Genomic DNA, 13,805 nt, shown 5'->3' on the forward strand with positions numbered 1-13,805 from the left:
TTTTCCAACCAAGGCAGGTCGATGACTTCCAAGCGCAATTCCAAAGCACCCGCCGGCATGGTCCGTGTGCGCGGGGCCCGCGAACACAACCTGAAGAACGTTGACGTCGATATTCCGCGCGATGCGCTGGTGGTGTTCACCGGTGTCTCCGGTTCAGGCAAGTCATCGCTGGCGTTCTCCACGTTGTACGCCGAGGCCCAGCGGCGTTATTTCGAATCGGTTGCGCCGTACGCGCGGCGGCTGATCGATCAGGTTGGCGTGCCTGATGTCGATTCCATCGAAGGCTTGCCGCCCGCCGTCGCTTTGCAACAGCAGCGCGGCACGCCGAGCGCGCGTTCGTCGGTGGGCAGCGTGACGACGTTATCGAGCCTGATTCGCATGCTCTATTCCCGCGCCGGCAGTTACCCGCCGGGGCAGCCAATGTTGTATGCCGAGGACTTTTCACCGAACACACCACAAGGCGCCTGCCCGGAGTGTCACGGACTTGGCCGCGTCTATGAAGTGACCGAAGCGCTGATGGTACCGGACCCGAACCTGACCATCCGCCAGCGCGCGGTGGCCTCCTGGCCGTTGGCGTGGCAGGGGCAGAACCTGCGCGACATCCTCGTGACCATGGGCATCGACGTCGACATTCCATGGAAAAAACTGCCGAAAAAGCAGCGTGACTGGATTCTCTTCACTGAAGAAACGCCGACGGTGCCGGTGTACGCCGGGCTGACCCCGGAAGAAACCCGCGTCGCCCTCAAGCGCAAGATGGAACCGAGTTATCAGGGCACCTTCACCGGCGCGCGGCGCTACATCCTGCACACCTTCACCCACTCGCAAAGTGCGCTGATGAAGAAGCGTGTTTCGCAGTTCATGCGCGGCAGCCCGTGCCCAGTGTGCGAGGGTAAACGGCTCAAGCGCGAGGCGTTGTCGGTGACCTTTGCCGGTTACGACATTGGTGAGCTGTCGCAGATGCCGTTGCTGCAAGTGGCCGATGTACTGCGGCCGGTGGCAGCGGCGAATTATCTTGAACAGGCCGAGGAGAAAGGCGACACCCTCAGTCATGCGCAAACCCGCGAGGCCCGTCAGCAACGGGTCGCGCATGGCGCCAGCGGTCATGCCAGCGCGCCGGACGTGCGCCACACGCCGAACCTGTCGCTGGAGAAACGTCTGGCGGCGCAGCGCATTGCTGAAGATCTGCTGGAGCGGGTCAGCACCCTGACCGATCTCGGCCTGGGTTATCTGGCGCTGGAACGCAGTACGCCAACCTTGTCGTCTGGCGAATTGCAGCGTTTGCGCCTTGCCACGCAATTGGGGTCGCAGCTGTTCGGGGTGATTTATGTTTTGGATGAACCATCTGCCGGCCTGCATCCGGCGGATGGCGAGGCATTGTTCGAGGCCTTGCAACGGTTGAAGGCGGACGGCAATACGCTGTTTGTGGTCGAGCACGATGTCGAAACCATGCGCCGCGCCGACTGGCTGATCGACGTCGGTCCGGCGGCAGGCGAGAAGGGCGGGCGCGTGCTGTACAGCGGTCCGCCTGCGGGGCTTGCTGATGTTGCAGACTCGCAGACTCGCGCCTATCTGTTCGCGGAAAACCAACGCCCTGAGCGCGGCGCGCGCAAGCCGAGCGGATGGCTGAAACTGGATGGTGTCACGCGCAACAACCTGAACAATCTCAGCGCCGAATTCCCCTTGGGCTGTTTCACCTCGGTGACCGGCGTATCGGGCTCTGGCAAGTCGAGTCTGGTCAGTCAGGCCTTGTTGGAACTGGTCGGCGCGCAGTTGGGCCGTCCGGTGGCCGAGGCCGAGCCAGAAGAACCGAGCCTGGAAGATGACACGCCACCGCCCAGCACTGGCCAGATCAGCGCTGGCCTGGAGTCGATCAAACGGCTGGTGCAGGTTGACCAGAAACCGATCGGCCGTACACCGCGCTCCAATCTGGCGACCTACACCGGTTTGTTCGATAACGTGCGCAAGCTGTTCGCCGCGACTCCCGAGGCACAAGCGGCGGGCTATGACGCCGGGCAGTTTTCCTTCAACGTCGCCAAGGGCCGATGCGCCACGTGCGAGGGTGAGGGGTTTGTCAGCGTGGAATTGCTGTTCATGCCCAGCGTGTATGCGCCGTGCCCAACGTGCCACGGCGCGCGGTATAACCCGCAGACCCTGGCGATTCTCTGGCAAGGCTTGAGCATCGCTCAGGTGTTGCAACTGACCGTCGATGAAGCGGTGGCGGTATTTGCCGAGCAGGCGGGGATTCGTCGTTCGCTGGAAGTGCTGCGCGATATTGGCCTGGGCTACCTGCGCCTGGGGCAACCGGCCACGGAACTGTCCGGCGGTGAGGCGCAGCGAATCAAACTGGCGACCGAGTTGCAGCGCAGCCAGCGTGGCGCGACCTTGTATGTACTGGATGAGCCGACCACGGGATTGCACCCGAGGGATGTCGATCGCTTGCTGGAACAACTCGATACGCTGGTGACGGCGGGGCACACGGTGATCGTCGTCGAACACGAAATGCGTGTGGTCGCGCAGAGCGACTGGGTGATCGACATCGGCCCCGGGGCCGGCGATCAGGGCGGCAGGATCGTCGCCGCCGGCACACCGCAGAAAGTTGCGGCGAGCAAGAAGAGCAAGACTGCGCCGTTTCTGGCTCGGGCTTTGAGCCGATAACTGCAGCGCCTTGCTGGCCGCCATCGCTGGCAAGCCAGCTCCCACAGATTTGAAAGGTGTACCCGGAAAAGGTTGTTACACCCGGATCCCCTGTGGGAGCGAGCCTGCTCGCGAAAGCGGAGTGTCAGTCGCAGATGAGCTGACTGGACGGACGCCTTCGCGAGCAGGCTCGCTCCCACAGGGGGATTGGCGTCAGTTCAGGCGCCATCGATTGTGCGGCGGACCTTGTCGAGCAGTTCACTGATCTGGAACGGTTTGACCAGCATGTCCATGCCGGTGCCAAGGAAGACCTGGCGGTTGAGCGCGGTTTCGGCGTAGCCGGTCATGAACAGGATCGGCAGCCCTTCGTGCCAGCCACGGGCAACATCCGCCAGTTCACGGCCGCTCATGCGCGGCAAGCCGACGTCAGATAGCAGCAGGTCGATCGACGGGTCATTCTGCAAGCGCTCCAGCGCCGATTCGATATCCGCCACTTGCGTACAGCGATAGCCGGCGTCTTCCAGCACTTCGGTAACGAACAAGCGCACCGTGGCCATGTCCTCAACGATCAGCACATGCTCGCCACTGCCTTTGGCGTCGGGCACCGGCACTGGCGCGTCGGCGCCGGTCGGGTCGTTGGTGCCGGGCAGCATGATGGTCACTTCGGTGCCACGGCGGGCGACGCTGCGGATGTGCGCGTCACCGCCGGACTGACGGGCAAAACCGTAGATCGTCGACAGACCGAGCCCGGTGCCCTGGCCCAGCGGCTTGGTAGTGAAGAACGGCTCGAACACCTTGTCGATCACGTTGTGTTCGATGCCGGTGCCGTCGTCGCGTACCGACAGCGCCACGTAAGCGCCATCGGCCAGATTCGGATCGCCGTGGGAATAAGCGGCGTAAGTATTGACCCAGATATTGCCGCCGGAGGGCAGGGCATCGCGGGCGTTGATCACCAGGTTGAGCACCGCGCTTTCCAGCTGCACCGGGTCGACCAGCGCAATCGCCGGTTTGTTGGTCAGTTCCAGCTTGAGGGTGATGCGCTCGCCGATGGTGCGCACCAGCAATTCTTCCAGCGAGCGGACATGCTCGTTGATGTCCACCGGCCGCGTATCGAGCGGCTGCTGACGGGCGAATGCCAGCAGGCGATGGGTCAGCGAGGCCGCGCTCATCGCTGAGTTCAGCGCCGCTTCGGTATAGAACTGCACTTTGTCCAGACGCTCATCGGCCACGCGTTTCTGGATCAGTTCCAGACTGGTGATGATCCCGGTCAGCAGATTGTTGAAGTCGTGAGCGATACCGCCGGTGAGCTTGCCCAGTGCATCCATTTTCTGCACTTGCAGCAATTGCGCTTCGGCATGCACGCGTTCGGCGACCTCCTTGGCCAGTTGCGTGGTGGTGTCATCCAGCCGCGCCAGGTGCGAGCGCTCGCGGTGGCGGTGTTCGGTGACGTCCTCGACGAACACCAGGCTCAGCTCTGGCGTGCGATACGGCGAAATCTGCCATTCGGTTTCGCGAATTTCACCCTGCACGCTCATGTTCAGCGTGCCTTTCCAGCGCTCGCCGTCGACCAGCCGCAAGCGCAACTCATCGAGAATCGAGCACTGATCCTCAGCGAAGCATTCTCGCAGCGCCTGCGGATCGTGGTTATCGACAATCAACTGAGCAAAGGCGTGATTGCATTCATGTACTTTGAGGTTGGCATCGAGCACCGCGATAGGTGCCGAGACATTGGCGAAAATCTCGCGGAAACGTGCCTCGCTCTCGCGCAGGGCATTCTCCGTGTCGCGCACCCGCAGCAGGGTACGCAACGTCGCCAAGAGCACATCGGGGTCGACCGGGTGAATCAGATAGGCATCGGCGCCCGCGTTGAGGCCGGTGATGATGTCGCCGGTCTGGATCGACGCCGCTGACACATGAATCACCGGCAACAGCGCAGTGCGCGGGTCGGCGCGCAGCAGGCGGACGATGTCGAAGCCGCTCATGTCCGGCAGGTTGACATCAAGGATCAACGCATCGAGGGCTTCGCTCTCGATCAGGGCCAGACCGTCGCTGCCGGTGCCGGCTTCGAGCACCGTGTAGCCATGGCGCTCCAGGCGCCGACGCAGTGCGTAACGGGTAGCGACGTTGTCATCGACGATCAACAGGCGGATGTCACGATTCATCGACGTTCTCCAGAGCGATCGCCAGCGGGATGATGACAAAGAACGTCGAGCCCACGCCCGGCGTACTGTCTACCCCGACTTCACCGCCGAGCAGGGCGGCGAAACGCTTGCACAGTGACAGACCCAGACCGGTGCCGCGCAGACGTTTCTGCAGTGGTGAATCGACCTGTGAGAAATCTTCGAACAGCGTGTCATGCAGCTCGGTCGCGATGCCGATGCCAGTGTCGCTGACGGCAAAGCGCACCTTGTCTTCACCTTCCATGCGCGTCGATACCCGCACTTCGCCACGGGTGGTGAATTTCAGCGAGTTGGAAATGAAGTTGCGCAGGATCTGCCCGAGCTTCTTGTCATCGGTATACAGACGCGGCAGGCCCAGCGGCTCTTCGAAAATCAAATCCACCGCCGAAGCATCGACGATCGGCCGGAACATCCCGCGCAGGGCCGAGAACAGGTCGAACATGTCGAACCAGGCCGGCGAGATGCTGATGCGCCCGGCTTCGATCTTCGCCAGATCCAGCAGGTCATCAACCATGTCGCTGAGCTCGCGGGCAGCCGTGCTGACAAACGCCACTTGCTTGTGCTGCTCAGGACTGAGCGGGCCGTCGAGTTCGTCAGCGAGCAGACTGTTGATGCTCAGGATCGAACCCAGCGGCGTGCGGAATTCATGGCTCATGTACGACAGGAAACGGCTCTTGAGATCCGACGCCTGACGCAGTTCGTCGGCCTGGTTATCAAGTTCGGCATACAGCGCCAGCACGCCCTGGTTGGTTTCATCGAGCTCTTCGCGCAGGGCGGTGTTTTCACGCTGCAACTGCGCGATGAGCACCGCCTGTTCAGCAGGGCTCAGGGTTGTCGATTCAGCCATGGGTGGCCTCCAGGTCAACGACCAGCACCGTCACGTCATCGCGGCCACGACAGAAATCGCGGTGCAGGACGCTGGCTATCACGGACGGATGGCGATGCACCAGGCCGGGGTAGTCTTTGAGATTCCAACGGGACTGTAAGCCGTCGCTGTACATGATCAATAAATGTCCGTTCACGTGAGCATAGTCAAAGGGTTTGGCTTTACGGTACTGGCCGCCGACGATGCCGGGATGCGAGGCCAGCCCGCGTGACTTTGCCGGGTCGAGCAAGCTGGCGCCGATATTACCGACACCGGCGAACGTGAGGCCATCGCGCTGGCTGTCGAACTGCGCGAAAGCGACTGCGCCGCCGCGCGTGCCGAGCATTTCCTGATGCAGGTCTTCCATCAATACCACAGGATCGGCAAACGGTGCCCGGGCGAATGCCTGTGCCCCGGCCAGGCCCGCACGCTCGGCGTCCTCGCCATGGCCGAGGCCATCGACCACCAGCCCGCTGATTCGACAGTCTTGATACGCCAGGTGCCAGACATCGCCGCAGGCTGGATCGGCATGCAGCGAATGCTGACTGACCCCGAAGCGGATATCGGCCTGACGATCGTTGCGCGGAAAAATTCGCGCCAGCAACACCGCGCCACGGTGGTCGGCGTAGACATCGAACACATTGGTCTGCCGCGATACGGCGCCGAGGCCGATGCCTTGTGTGCCGCCAGTGGAAAAGCCATCCGCCAGACAGGCATCCAGATCAAAGCCCTGAGCCCGATCGACGGTCTGCATTTCGATGCCGAAACCGTTATCCGGCCGAGCCAGGACACGCAGATGAAACTCACCGCGCTGGGCATGCTTGAGTACGTTGCTCGTCAGTTCCGTCGCGACCAGCGCCACACGGCCGGCATCGTTTTCGTCGAAGCCATGCTGCTCGGCGAGTTTCTGCGCGGTGCGCCGTGCGTGGCCGATCTGGCTGCTGTCCTCGATCGGCAGAACCTGGGTCAACGACCCGGTGATATTCATGTCCATCGGGTGATCGTAATGCGTGTGCCTTTGCCGGGCTCAGTGTCGAGTTCGAATTCATTGACCAGACGCTTGGCACCAGTCAGGCCCAGACCCAGACCGCTGCCGGAGGTCCAGCCGTCGGTCATCGCCAGTTTGATGTCGGGGATGCCCGGGCCTTCGTCGCGGAAAGTGATACGCAAACCGACCCGGCCGTTTTCCTCGAGGATCTGCCAGTCCATGTCGCCGCCACCGCCGTAAACCATGGTGTTCCGTGCCAGCTCGCTGACGGCGGTGACCAGTTTGGTCAGGTCGATCAGGCGCATGCCGCATTCGGTGGCGAGCTTGCGCGTGGTCTGGCGGGCCAGCACGACGTCCTGCTCAATGAGAATGGGTTGAGTGCCGCTGCTGCGTACGGTCATTGCTCGCGTACTCGATCCTGCAGCAGTTTCATTCCGCGTTCGACGTTGAGGGCCGTGCTGACGCCCGGCAAAGTCATGCCCAGCTCGACGAGTGTGATCGCCACCGCCGGCTGCATGCCGACCAGCACGGTTTCGGCGTCCATGATTTTCGACAAACCCGAGATGGTGCCGATCATGCGCCCGATGAAAGAATCGACCATGTCCAGCGCCGAGATGTCGATCAACACCCCACGCGCCGAGGTCCGGCTGATGCGCTCGGACAGATCGTCCTGCAGGGTCATGGCGAGTTGATCGTGCATGTCGACCTGAATGGTCACCAACAGCAAATCGCCCATCTGAAGAATCGGAATACGCTCCATCGGCTCAGACCGCTTTGCCGAGGCTGATGCCCAGGCGAGTCAGGGCCAGTTTCAATGCGTCGGCCAGATTGGCCTTGGTCACTACGCCTTGCAGGTCCAGACCCAGGTGCACGATGGTTTGCGCAATCTGCGGACGCACGCCGCTGATGATGCAATCGGCGCCCATCAGACGGATTGCGGTCACGGTTTTCAGCAGGTGCTGGGCGACCAGGGTGTCAACGGTCGGCACGCCGGTGATGTCGATGATGGCGATTTCCGAACCGGTGTCGACGATGCGTTGCAGCAGCGATTCCATTACCACTTGGGTGCGCTGCGAATCGAGGGTGCCGATCATTGGCAGGGCGAGGACGCCATCCCACAGCTTGACCACCGGCGTCGACAGTTCCAGCAATTCTTCCTGCTGACGCTTGATCACCGCTTCACGGGATTTCTGGAAGGTGCCGATGGTGTGCATGCCGACCGTGTCGAGCAGTTCGGAAACTTCCAGCAGTTGCTCGGCGAGCAGTGCCGGCTGATCCTGATAATGATTTTGCAACAGGGCGAACAGCGGACCTTTCAAGGCGAAGATGAAGTTGGCGGTTTGTTGGGAATCCTGGCCGAGCAGGGCGCGGCTCTGCGACAGCTTTTCAAGGAACTGACGGGTATCTTCCCAGCCAGCGGCGGCAATCTTGCTGCCGTTGCCGTTTTCCAGACCGGTGAGCAGCAGGCTCAGCAGGTCGCGGGTTTGCTGAGCGAGGTCGTGTTCCTTGAGATTGCGCGTGGCGCCGCTGGCCTCGAGGCGTTTGGTCCATTCGCTCAACAGTTGAGCCTGATTGTTCTTGATTGCTTCAACTGTGCTGTTCTGCAGTGCTGCCATGTGCGTGTCGCTCCGTTACGTATAGGGGCCGGCTCGGCGAAATGAGCGGCGCGATTTGACTGACATTTGCCGCTTGAAATAGTTGTTCAGCCAGCGGTGATTTTTTCTGCCTGCCGCGTCGAACGCCCCGGTAACTCTAGTCGGCGTGGCGGCAGGCAACGATCTTTTGAACGAATCTACGGCGTCAGGCTTCGAATCTGCATGCCCGACGTTTTCCAGTCGCGCTGGAAGAAGGAGGCAGGACTATGAATGAGGTGGATATGAACGAGCAAGCGCCGCAACAGCAAAATCAGTCCTCAGAGTCAATTAACCGCAACGACCCGGCCATCGACCCGCAAACGCCGGGGCAATTCCAGCCTGCACCGGCCGAAGAAGGACGGGCGGACAGCGCGGCTGCCGAGGTCGATCAGAAACAGCATCACAATGACAACAGCAACGACTTCAGCCCTGGATTCAAGCCTGACCCGGATCGTCCTGAACCGGGCGAAAGCACCGACGCCGATATCGACACCGATGGCGGTTGATCGCCAAAACGCAAAAGGCCGCATCGGATGATGCGGCCTTTTTATTGCCGGGCGGTTACTTGCTCGGGTGTTTGGCTTGCAGCTCTTTGGCGTGGGCCAGATGTTTTTCCAGCGCCGGGAGCATTTTCTGCGCGAACGCTTTCAGTTCGGTTGCGCCTTTGGCCTTGTCATCGGTCACAGTGTTCGCCTGTTTCTTGAACAGCTCGATGGTTTCTTCGTGCGCCTTGACCTGGTTGTTGGCGTAGGCCGCATCGAAGGATTCATCGCGCATGTCGAGAATCTTTTCCTTGGCTTGTTTGACCAGGGTGGTGGTGTCCGGAACTTCGATGTCGTTGGCTTTGGCAATCGCCGCCAGTTCGTCGTTGGCCTTGCTGTGATCGGTGATCATCTGGTTGGCAAAGGCTTTGATGTCAGCGGACTGGCTTTTTTCCAGGGCCAGGCGACTGGTTTCGATTTCAGCAATGCCACCGGCGGCGGCGTTATCGACAAAATCGTTGTCGGTCGCGGCAAAGGCGCTGCCCATGCCGGCAGACAGGGCAACAGCCAGAGCAAGATGACGCAGGTTGAATCCGTCCATTGGGTATCTCCACGCAGGTTTTTGTGAGCGTTATCCAATGGAGCGAACGCAGAAGCCAAAGGTTTTATCGCATTTCCGACAGGGCGACGAACGGCAACCGCTGGTCTGACAGGGTGTCGACAGAAGCCGTTGCGCAAGGCCATGCTGATAAAGAGTCAGCGCATCGGTCGCGCTGGTTGTCGATCAATTTGATGGAGGTGTTTCATGCCGGTTTCACATGATCTGTATCAGGACCTGGGGTGCAAAAAGGAAGAGATCGAGCAAAAACGCTCCGAGGATCCGAAGCTGGACTCGCTGCTCAACAAGTATTTCGACGTGGATAAGGCTGTGGTCGAAGCCGAGAACGCGCAGTCAGACGCCCCCACTGACGACGAGCTGAAGAAGCTCAAAGAGAAGCGTGTGATCGTCAAGGAACAGATCGTTGCCCAACTGGCCGGGCAGCCGCTGACGGGACAGTAATCGCCCGACCTGCGGTCACACTTTGAAGGGAACGGCAACGGTCAATGGCACCTCCAATGTGCAGAGTCTGCAAACCATCGACTCGTTGCGAGGTGCCTCATGAACGACCCCAAATTCCCCAGTGAAGAGCAGGGCGGCTTCGACCCGATTCCTACCCGTCCTGAACCGAACAGCCCGGCGCATACCACTGCGCATCCGGAAAAAACCGTGAAAGAGCTGCCGGAGGATGAAGATCCGGAGAAGTTCGACCGTTCCGGCAACTGACAGACCGCCTTCGCGAGCAGGCTCGCTCCCACATTGAAATGCGCTATCGCTGGCAAGCCAGCTCCCACAGGTTCTTTTGGTAAACACATATCTGGAGTTCACCTGGACACTGTGGGAGCTGGCAAGCCAGCTCCCACAGGTTCTTCTGGTGAACACATATTTGGAGTTCACATGGACACTGTGGGAGCTGGGTTGCCAGCGATAGCGTCGGTCCATATGGTGAAAATTTTACTGTTTTACTTCAGCGCCGAATCCAATCCCATCCGCCCCATATGCGTCGCCTTCAACGAGCCGAAATACAACCACTGCCCATACTCGCGCACCGTGGTGATCGGTGAATAATTGCCATCGCTCGCATCCTGCAAACTGGCAATTACCTTGCCGTCCAGATCCAGTCCCAGCACAAACCCGCGCTTTTCGACAGGCTTGGGCAAAACCGTCAACGCCCGCACGATCATCTTGCGCAAAAACGGATGTTCAGCCGTGCCGTCGAGCAGGGCATTGCGTGGTGCGTACAGCGCTACCCAGAAACGATTGCTGCCATTGAACGAGAGGTTGTCCGGCAGCCCCGGCAAGTTGTCGATGAACACATCATTGGTGCCGGCCTTCGGTCCGCTCAGCCAGTAGCGGCTGATGCGATAAGCGCCGGTTTCGTTGACCAGCACGTAGGCTTCGTCGGGGCCCAGGGTGACACCGTTGGCGAACTGCAGCTTGTCGAGCAGCACGCTGGTCTTGCCGCTCTGAAAGTCGTAACGCAGCAAACGGCCGTCGGCGCCGTGCTCGATGATTGCCTCACCGTCATGGCCATAGCCCCAGCGGCTCGAGGCATCACTGAAATAGGCATAGTGGCCGGACTTGTCGACCGCTACATCATCAGTGAAGCCAAATGGCAAACCGTTGGCTTCGGTGGTCAAGGGGATCACGCGGCCCTGTGCATCGAGAGACAACAAACCTTTGACCGCGTCGGCAATCACCAGCATGCCGTTCGGATGACGGGCCAGGCCCAACGGGCGGCCGCCGGTGTCGGCGAGAACCTTGCGCTGCGTACCGTCGAGGCTGCTGCGAATCAATCGGCCGTCGTGCAATCCGGTGATGAGGAATTCGTCTTCCAGTAGCAACGCCTCCGGCCCTTCGATGTCGCTCGGCCCGACCTTCGCCACACCTTTGAGGCGCTGGTTGTCCGCGTAGATCCCGTCTCTCAACGACGGCGCCGGTGGCGGCGTCCAGGCCACCGGTTCGACTTTGGTCGGCAGCAATAACAAGAAGGCGATGACAAGAACGATCAGCAGGCACAGCACATAACGTAGTTTCACACGCTGGCCCTCGCCGTGCCGATACGCTCGGCAGCCTTGTAGCGCAGGGCGAGCATGGACGCGGCAGACTCGCGCTCGATGCGCCGCTTGAGCAACAGGCGATTAGCCAGACGCATGAGCAAGCCGTCAAAGCGATACTCCAGCGTACGCAGGAATCGCGTGCCGCCAGCCTCCGCCGAACACTCGTAAGTCAGCCGCAGGGACAGGCCATGATCACTTTGCGCGCGTGCGCACCAGCGCCGTCCCGGCAGATATTCAGTGACTTCCCAGCGCAAGTGACCGGCACGTCCGCCGGCATGGATATCCTCTTCGAAACGCGCCCCGGCATGCAGTGGACCTTGCGGGCCGTCAATCTTCAATGAAGAGGGATGCCATTCCGGCCAGTGACTGACGCTGGCGGCATAGGCCAGCACGGCGACCGGTTCGCCGGGGATATCGATCTGGTGCTGCATGCGCGTCATGGGCATTTTCGAATGACTCAAAGGGGCGGGTTCCGGCTCGCGGTACAGCGTGCCGAACAGGAAGTCCATCAAGGGCAGAACGATGTTGAAATTGCGCTCCTGCATGTGCTCGCGGCGGTGATGCAATTCGTGCAGACGGCGCATCTGGCGGATCCACGGCAAACGGGCCAACGGATTTTGCGGCGGCAGATGTTCGCAGGCATGGAACACTTCGTAGAGCAGATAGCCAAGCACCATGCACCCGGCGAACAGCCCGGCGACATTGGCGTTGATCTGCGCGAGCAGCCACCACAGCGGCAGGGTGATCAATAGCGTATGAATGACGATCAGCCAGGCTGGAAACAGAATCACCCGCCAGTCCCGAGCGCTGTCGTAGCTCATGTTGCCGGGGGTGAAAAAACTGTGATGGTCGCCGGCATGCCGCGCGTAGAACATCTTCGCGAAAGCTTTTTTGTGATGACCCAAATGACGATGGACCATGTACACGCCGAAGTTGAACAACAACAGGCTCAGCGGCACGGTCAGCCACTCCAGCCAGCTCACCGAATCTACTGTGTGCCAGAACGCAGCAATCGCGAGAATCCCGAACAGCAGCACGAACGCGCCATGCAGCCACGGGTTGTATAAAGGATGAATGGCCGCGCGGTAACGGCCGCGGAATGCCTCGGTGGTCTGCCTCAATGCGTTTCACCTGCGGGTATTGTTGTTATACCCGGCAGATTAGCCGATCCGCTGACTTGTGCAGGGCGAACGTTGCGGCCTTAAGCGCCATGCTCTGGACTGAAGCTGTCCGTCAGCTCAACGGATTCCAGCGTTGCGACCAGTCGTCATCGGTGCGGATTACTTCGCGCAACAGATCGAAGGCCTGTTGCAGCACGGCCGAGTCGCGATCACGCGAGTACACCAAGTAGGTCGGATAACCGAATTCCGGCGCTTTGGTGACGGCTTCCAGCGCGCCGGTTTCCAGATAAGTGCGCACGACCCGGGTGCGGAAATAACCACTGCCGCCATGTTCGAGGATGTATTGCAGGGCCAGCGGGCCAAGGTTGAAGCTCAGCGCGGCTTTGGCTTTTTCCGGTAGGGCGGCGTCGTGCTGACGGCGGAAATCCGGGCCCCAGTCGATGTAGACGTAAGGCTCCGGACGCTCGGGCGCGCGCACCAGAATCAGTTTTTCTTCCAGCACTTGCTCGACCTGCAGGCCCGGCCAGTATTCCGGTTGATAAACCAGCGCGGCATCGAGCACACCGAGTTCGAGCTGACGCAACAGATTTTCGCCATCGCGGATTTCCATACGCAACGCGTGGCCGGGGATTTTCTCGCGCAGTTCCGCCGCCCAACTGAGCATCAGCGGATTGCACAGGCTGACCTCGCCACCGATGTGCAGAACGTTGTGATAACCCTCGGGCAGCGGCAAGTCGCGGCGCGCGGCTTCCCAGGTCTGTACCAATTGATTGGCATAAATCACGAACGCTTCGCCATTGGCCGTCAACTTCGCTCCGGCGCGATTGCGCACGAACAGCGTGCTGCCTAACTGGCTTTCGAGCTTCTGCACCCGTGCGGTGATCGCGGTTTGCGTGACGAACAGCTTCTGCGCGGCGGCGGCGAGGCTGCCGTGACGGACGATTTCGAGGAAAGTGCGGGCGAGGTCGATGTCCATGGAGCAGGGCCGGTATCTGGAGGTGGAGCGCATTGTAAGTCAAAAGTCCCTAGCCCCAACTTGAAAGCAGCAACGGATTACACCGCTGAAAATTGCGTTTGGGTCCTACGGAAACAGGAGCGTTTTGATCAGATGAGGGGATATTTCTGACGACTTTTTCAGGTTGGTCGTCGGACGCTGGGTCTATAGCATCAGTCCTGACATTGAAGTCATCGAGCGCACAGATCGCTCTGGACCGGACAAAGGATGGACTATGCGAATCCCACT

At 60.6% G+C, this 13,805-nt stretch carries 14 protein-coding genes; 4 read left to right on the forward strand and 10 right to left on the reverse strand.

Annotated features, from left to right (window positions below; translation table 11 throughout):
• The first annotated feature begins 21 nt into the window (after positions 1-21).
• Complete coding sequence (locus tag AB4N53_RS05165; protein WP_460118752.1) at positions 22-2,655, forward strand: excinuclease ABC subunit UvrA; 2,634 nt, start codon at positions 22-24, stop codon at positions 2,653-2,655.
• Between the two features lie 197 nt (positions 2,656-2,852).
• Here AB4N53_RS05165 and AB4N53_RS05170 read toward each other — a convergent pair whose 3' ends face one another.
• From AB4N53_RS05170 to AB4N53_RS05195, 6 genes are read right to left on the reverse strand one after another with little or no spacing between them, the layout of a single operon-like run.
• The gene (locus tag AB4N53_RS05170; RefSeq protein WP_460138977.1) at positions 2,853-4,796 is read right to left on the reverse strand and encodes a response regulator; all 1,944 of its coding nucleotides are present in this window, start codon (positions 4,794-4,796) and stop codon (positions 2,853-2,855) included.
• On the reverse strand, positions 4,786-5,661 hold the full coding sequence (locus AB4N53_RS05175; RefSeq protein ID WP_460118754.1) for a sensor histidine kinase: 876 nt from the start codon (positions 5,659-5,661) through the stop codon (positions 4,786-4,788). The genes AB4N53_RS05170 and AB4N53_RS05175 overlap by 11 nt, the downstream gene beginning before the upstream one ends.
• Positions 5,654-6,667: an ATP-binding protein gene (locus AB4N53_RS05180; protein ID WP_460125329.1), complete on the reverse strand. Its 1,014-nt coding sequence runs from the start codon at positions 6,665-6,667 to the stop codon at positions 5,654-5,656. Before AB4N53_RS05180 ends, AB4N53_RS05175 begins: the two co-directional genes overlap by 8 nt.
• Entirely contained in the window at positions 6,664-7,068 is a 405-nt protein-coding gene (locus tag AB4N53_RS05185) for an anti-sigma regulatory factor (protein WP_016774465.1), read from the reverse strand. The genes AB4N53_RS05180 and AB4N53_RS05185 overlap by 4 nt, the downstream gene beginning before the upstream one ends.
• The gene (locus AB4N53_RS05190; protein WP_460118756.1) at positions 7,065-7,427 is read right to left on the reverse strand and encodes an STAS domain-containing protein; all 363 of its coding nucleotides are present in this window, start codon (positions 7,425-7,427) and stop codon (positions 7,065-7,067) included. The genes AB4N53_RS05185 and AB4N53_RS05190 overlap by 4 nt, the downstream gene beginning before the upstream one ends.
• 4 nt (positions 7,428-7,431) lie before the next feature.
• Positions 7,432-8,283, reverse strand: coding sequence for an STAS domain-containing protein (locus AB4N53_RS05195; protein WP_460118758.1), 852 nt, complete (start codon positions 8,281-8,283; stop codon positions 7,432-7,434).
• Positions 8,284-8,543: 260 nt separating this feature from the next.
• Between AB4N53_RS05195 and AB4N53_RS05200 the strand changes: the two genes are divergently transcribed.
• Positions 8,544-8,807: a hypothetical protein gene (locus AB4N53_RS05200; protein ID WP_460125332.1), complete on the forward strand. Its 264-nt coding sequence runs from the start codon at positions 8,544-8,546 to the stop codon at positions 8,805-8,807.
• Positions 8,808-8,862: 55 nt separating this feature from the next.
• Here the strand turns inward: AB4N53_RS05200 and AB4N53_RS05205 are convergent, their stop codons facing one another.
• Positions 8,863-9,384, reverse strand: a complete 522-nt coding sequence (locus AB4N53_RS05205) for a DUF4142 domain-containing protein (protein ID WP_016774469.1) — start codon at positions 9,382-9,384, stop codon at positions 8,863-8,865.
• A gap of 204 nt (positions 9,385-9,588) precedes the next feature.
• Between AB4N53_RS05205 and AB4N53_RS05210 the strand changes: the two genes are divergently transcribed.
• Both AB4N53_RS05210 and AB4N53_RS05215 read left to right on the forward strand, forming a co-directional pair.
• The gene (locus AB4N53_RS05210) at positions 9,589-9,843 is read left to right on the forward strand and encodes a DUF465 domain-containing protein (protein WP_041478686.1); all 255 of its coding nucleotides are present in this window, start codon (positions 9,589-9,591) and stop codon (positions 9,841-9,843) included.
• A 99-nt stretch (positions 9,844-9,942) separates the two neighbouring features.
• Positions 9,943-10,107: a hypothetical protein gene (locus AB4N53_RS05215; RefSeq protein ID WP_016774471.1), complete on the forward strand. Its 165-nt coding sequence runs from the start codon at positions 9,943-9,945 to the stop codon at positions 10,105-10,107.
• Between the two features lie 236 nt (positions 10,108-10,343).
• Here the strand turns inward: AB4N53_RS05215 and AB4N53_RS05220 are convergent, their stop codons facing one another.
• The 3 genes from AB4N53_RS05220 to AB4N53_RS05230 form a co-directional block, all read right to left on the reverse strand.
• Positions 10,344-11,420: an SMP-30/gluconolactonase/LRE family protein gene (locus AB4N53_RS05220; RefSeq protein WP_460118760.1), complete on the reverse strand. Its 1,077-nt coding sequence runs from the start codon at positions 11,418-11,420 to the stop codon at positions 10,344-10,346.
• The gene (locus AB4N53_RS05225; protein WP_460118762.1) at positions 11,417-12,562 is read right to left on the reverse strand and encodes a sterol desaturase/SRPBCC family protein; all 1,146 of its coding nucleotides are present in this window, start codon (positions 12,560-12,562) and stop codon (positions 11,417-11,419) included. The genes AB4N53_RS05220 and AB4N53_RS05225 overlap by 4 nt, the downstream gene beginning before the upstream one ends.
• 112 nt (positions 12,563-12,674) lie before the next feature.
• Positions 12,675-13,538, reverse strand: coding sequence for a LysR family transcriptional regulator (locus AB4N53_RS05230; RefSeq protein WP_024012724.1), 864 nt, complete (start codon positions 13,536-13,538; stop codon positions 12,675-12,677).
• Between the last annotated feature and the right edge of the window lie 267 nt (positions 13,539-13,805).

This window comes from Pseudomonas sp. H3_E04, assembly GCF_054668915.1.

What these genes read in the sequence shown, in the direction of transcription:
- AB4N53_RS05170 (WP_460138977.1), bottom strand. Translation starts at nt 4,796, where the DNA reads ATGAATCGTGACATCCGCCTGTTGATCGTCGATGACAACGTCGCTACC.
- AB4N53_RS05210 (WP_041478686.1), top strand. Translation starts at nt 9,589, where the DNA reads ATGCCGGTTTCACATGATCTGTATCAGGACCTGGGGTGCAAAAAGGAA.
- AB4N53_RS05185 (WP_016774465.1), bottom strand. Translation starts at nt 7,068, where the DNA reads ATGACCGTACGCAGCAGCGGCACTCAACCCATTCTCATTGAGCAGGAC.
- AB4N53_RS05200 (WP_460125332.1), top strand. Translation starts at nt 8,544, where the DNA reads ATGAACGAGCAAGCGCCGCAACAGCAAAATCAGTCCTCAGAGTCAATT.
- AB4N53_RS05195 (WP_460118758.1), bottom strand. Translation starts at nt 8,283, where the DNA reads ATGGCAGCACTGCAGAACAGCACAGTTGAAGCAATCAAGAACAATCAG.
- AB4N53_RS05175 (WP_460118754.1), bottom strand. Translation starts at nt 5,661, where the DNA reads ATGGCTGAATCGACAACCCTGAGCCCTGCTGAACAGGCGGTGCTCATC.
- AB4N53_RS05230 (WP_024012724.1), bottom strand. Translation starts at nt 13,538, where the DNA reads ATGGACATCGACCTCGCCCGCACTTTCCTCGAAATCGTCCGTCACGGC.
- AB4N53_RS05190 (WP_460118756.1), bottom strand. Translation starts at nt 7,427, where the DNA reads ATGGAGCGTATTCCGATTCTTCAGATGGGCGATTTGCTGTTGGTGACC.
- AB4N53_RS05180 (WP_460125329.1), bottom strand. Translation starts at nt 6,667, where the DNA reads ATGAATATCACCGGGTCGTTGACCCAGGTTCTGCCGATCGAGGACAGC.
- AB4N53_RS05205 (WP_016774469.1), bottom strand. Translation starts at nt 9,384, where the DNA reads ATGGACGGATTCAACCTGCGTCATCTTGCTCTGGCTGTTGCCCTGTCT.
- AB4N53_RS05215 (WP_016774471.1), top strand. Translation starts at nt 9,943, where the DNA reads ATGAACGACCCCAAATTCCCCAGTGAAGAGCAGGGCGGCTTCGACCCG.
- AB4N53_RS05165 (WP_460118752.1), top strand. Translation starts at nt 22, where the DNA reads ATGACTTCCAAGCGCAATTCCAAAGCACCCGCCGGCATGGTCCGTGTG.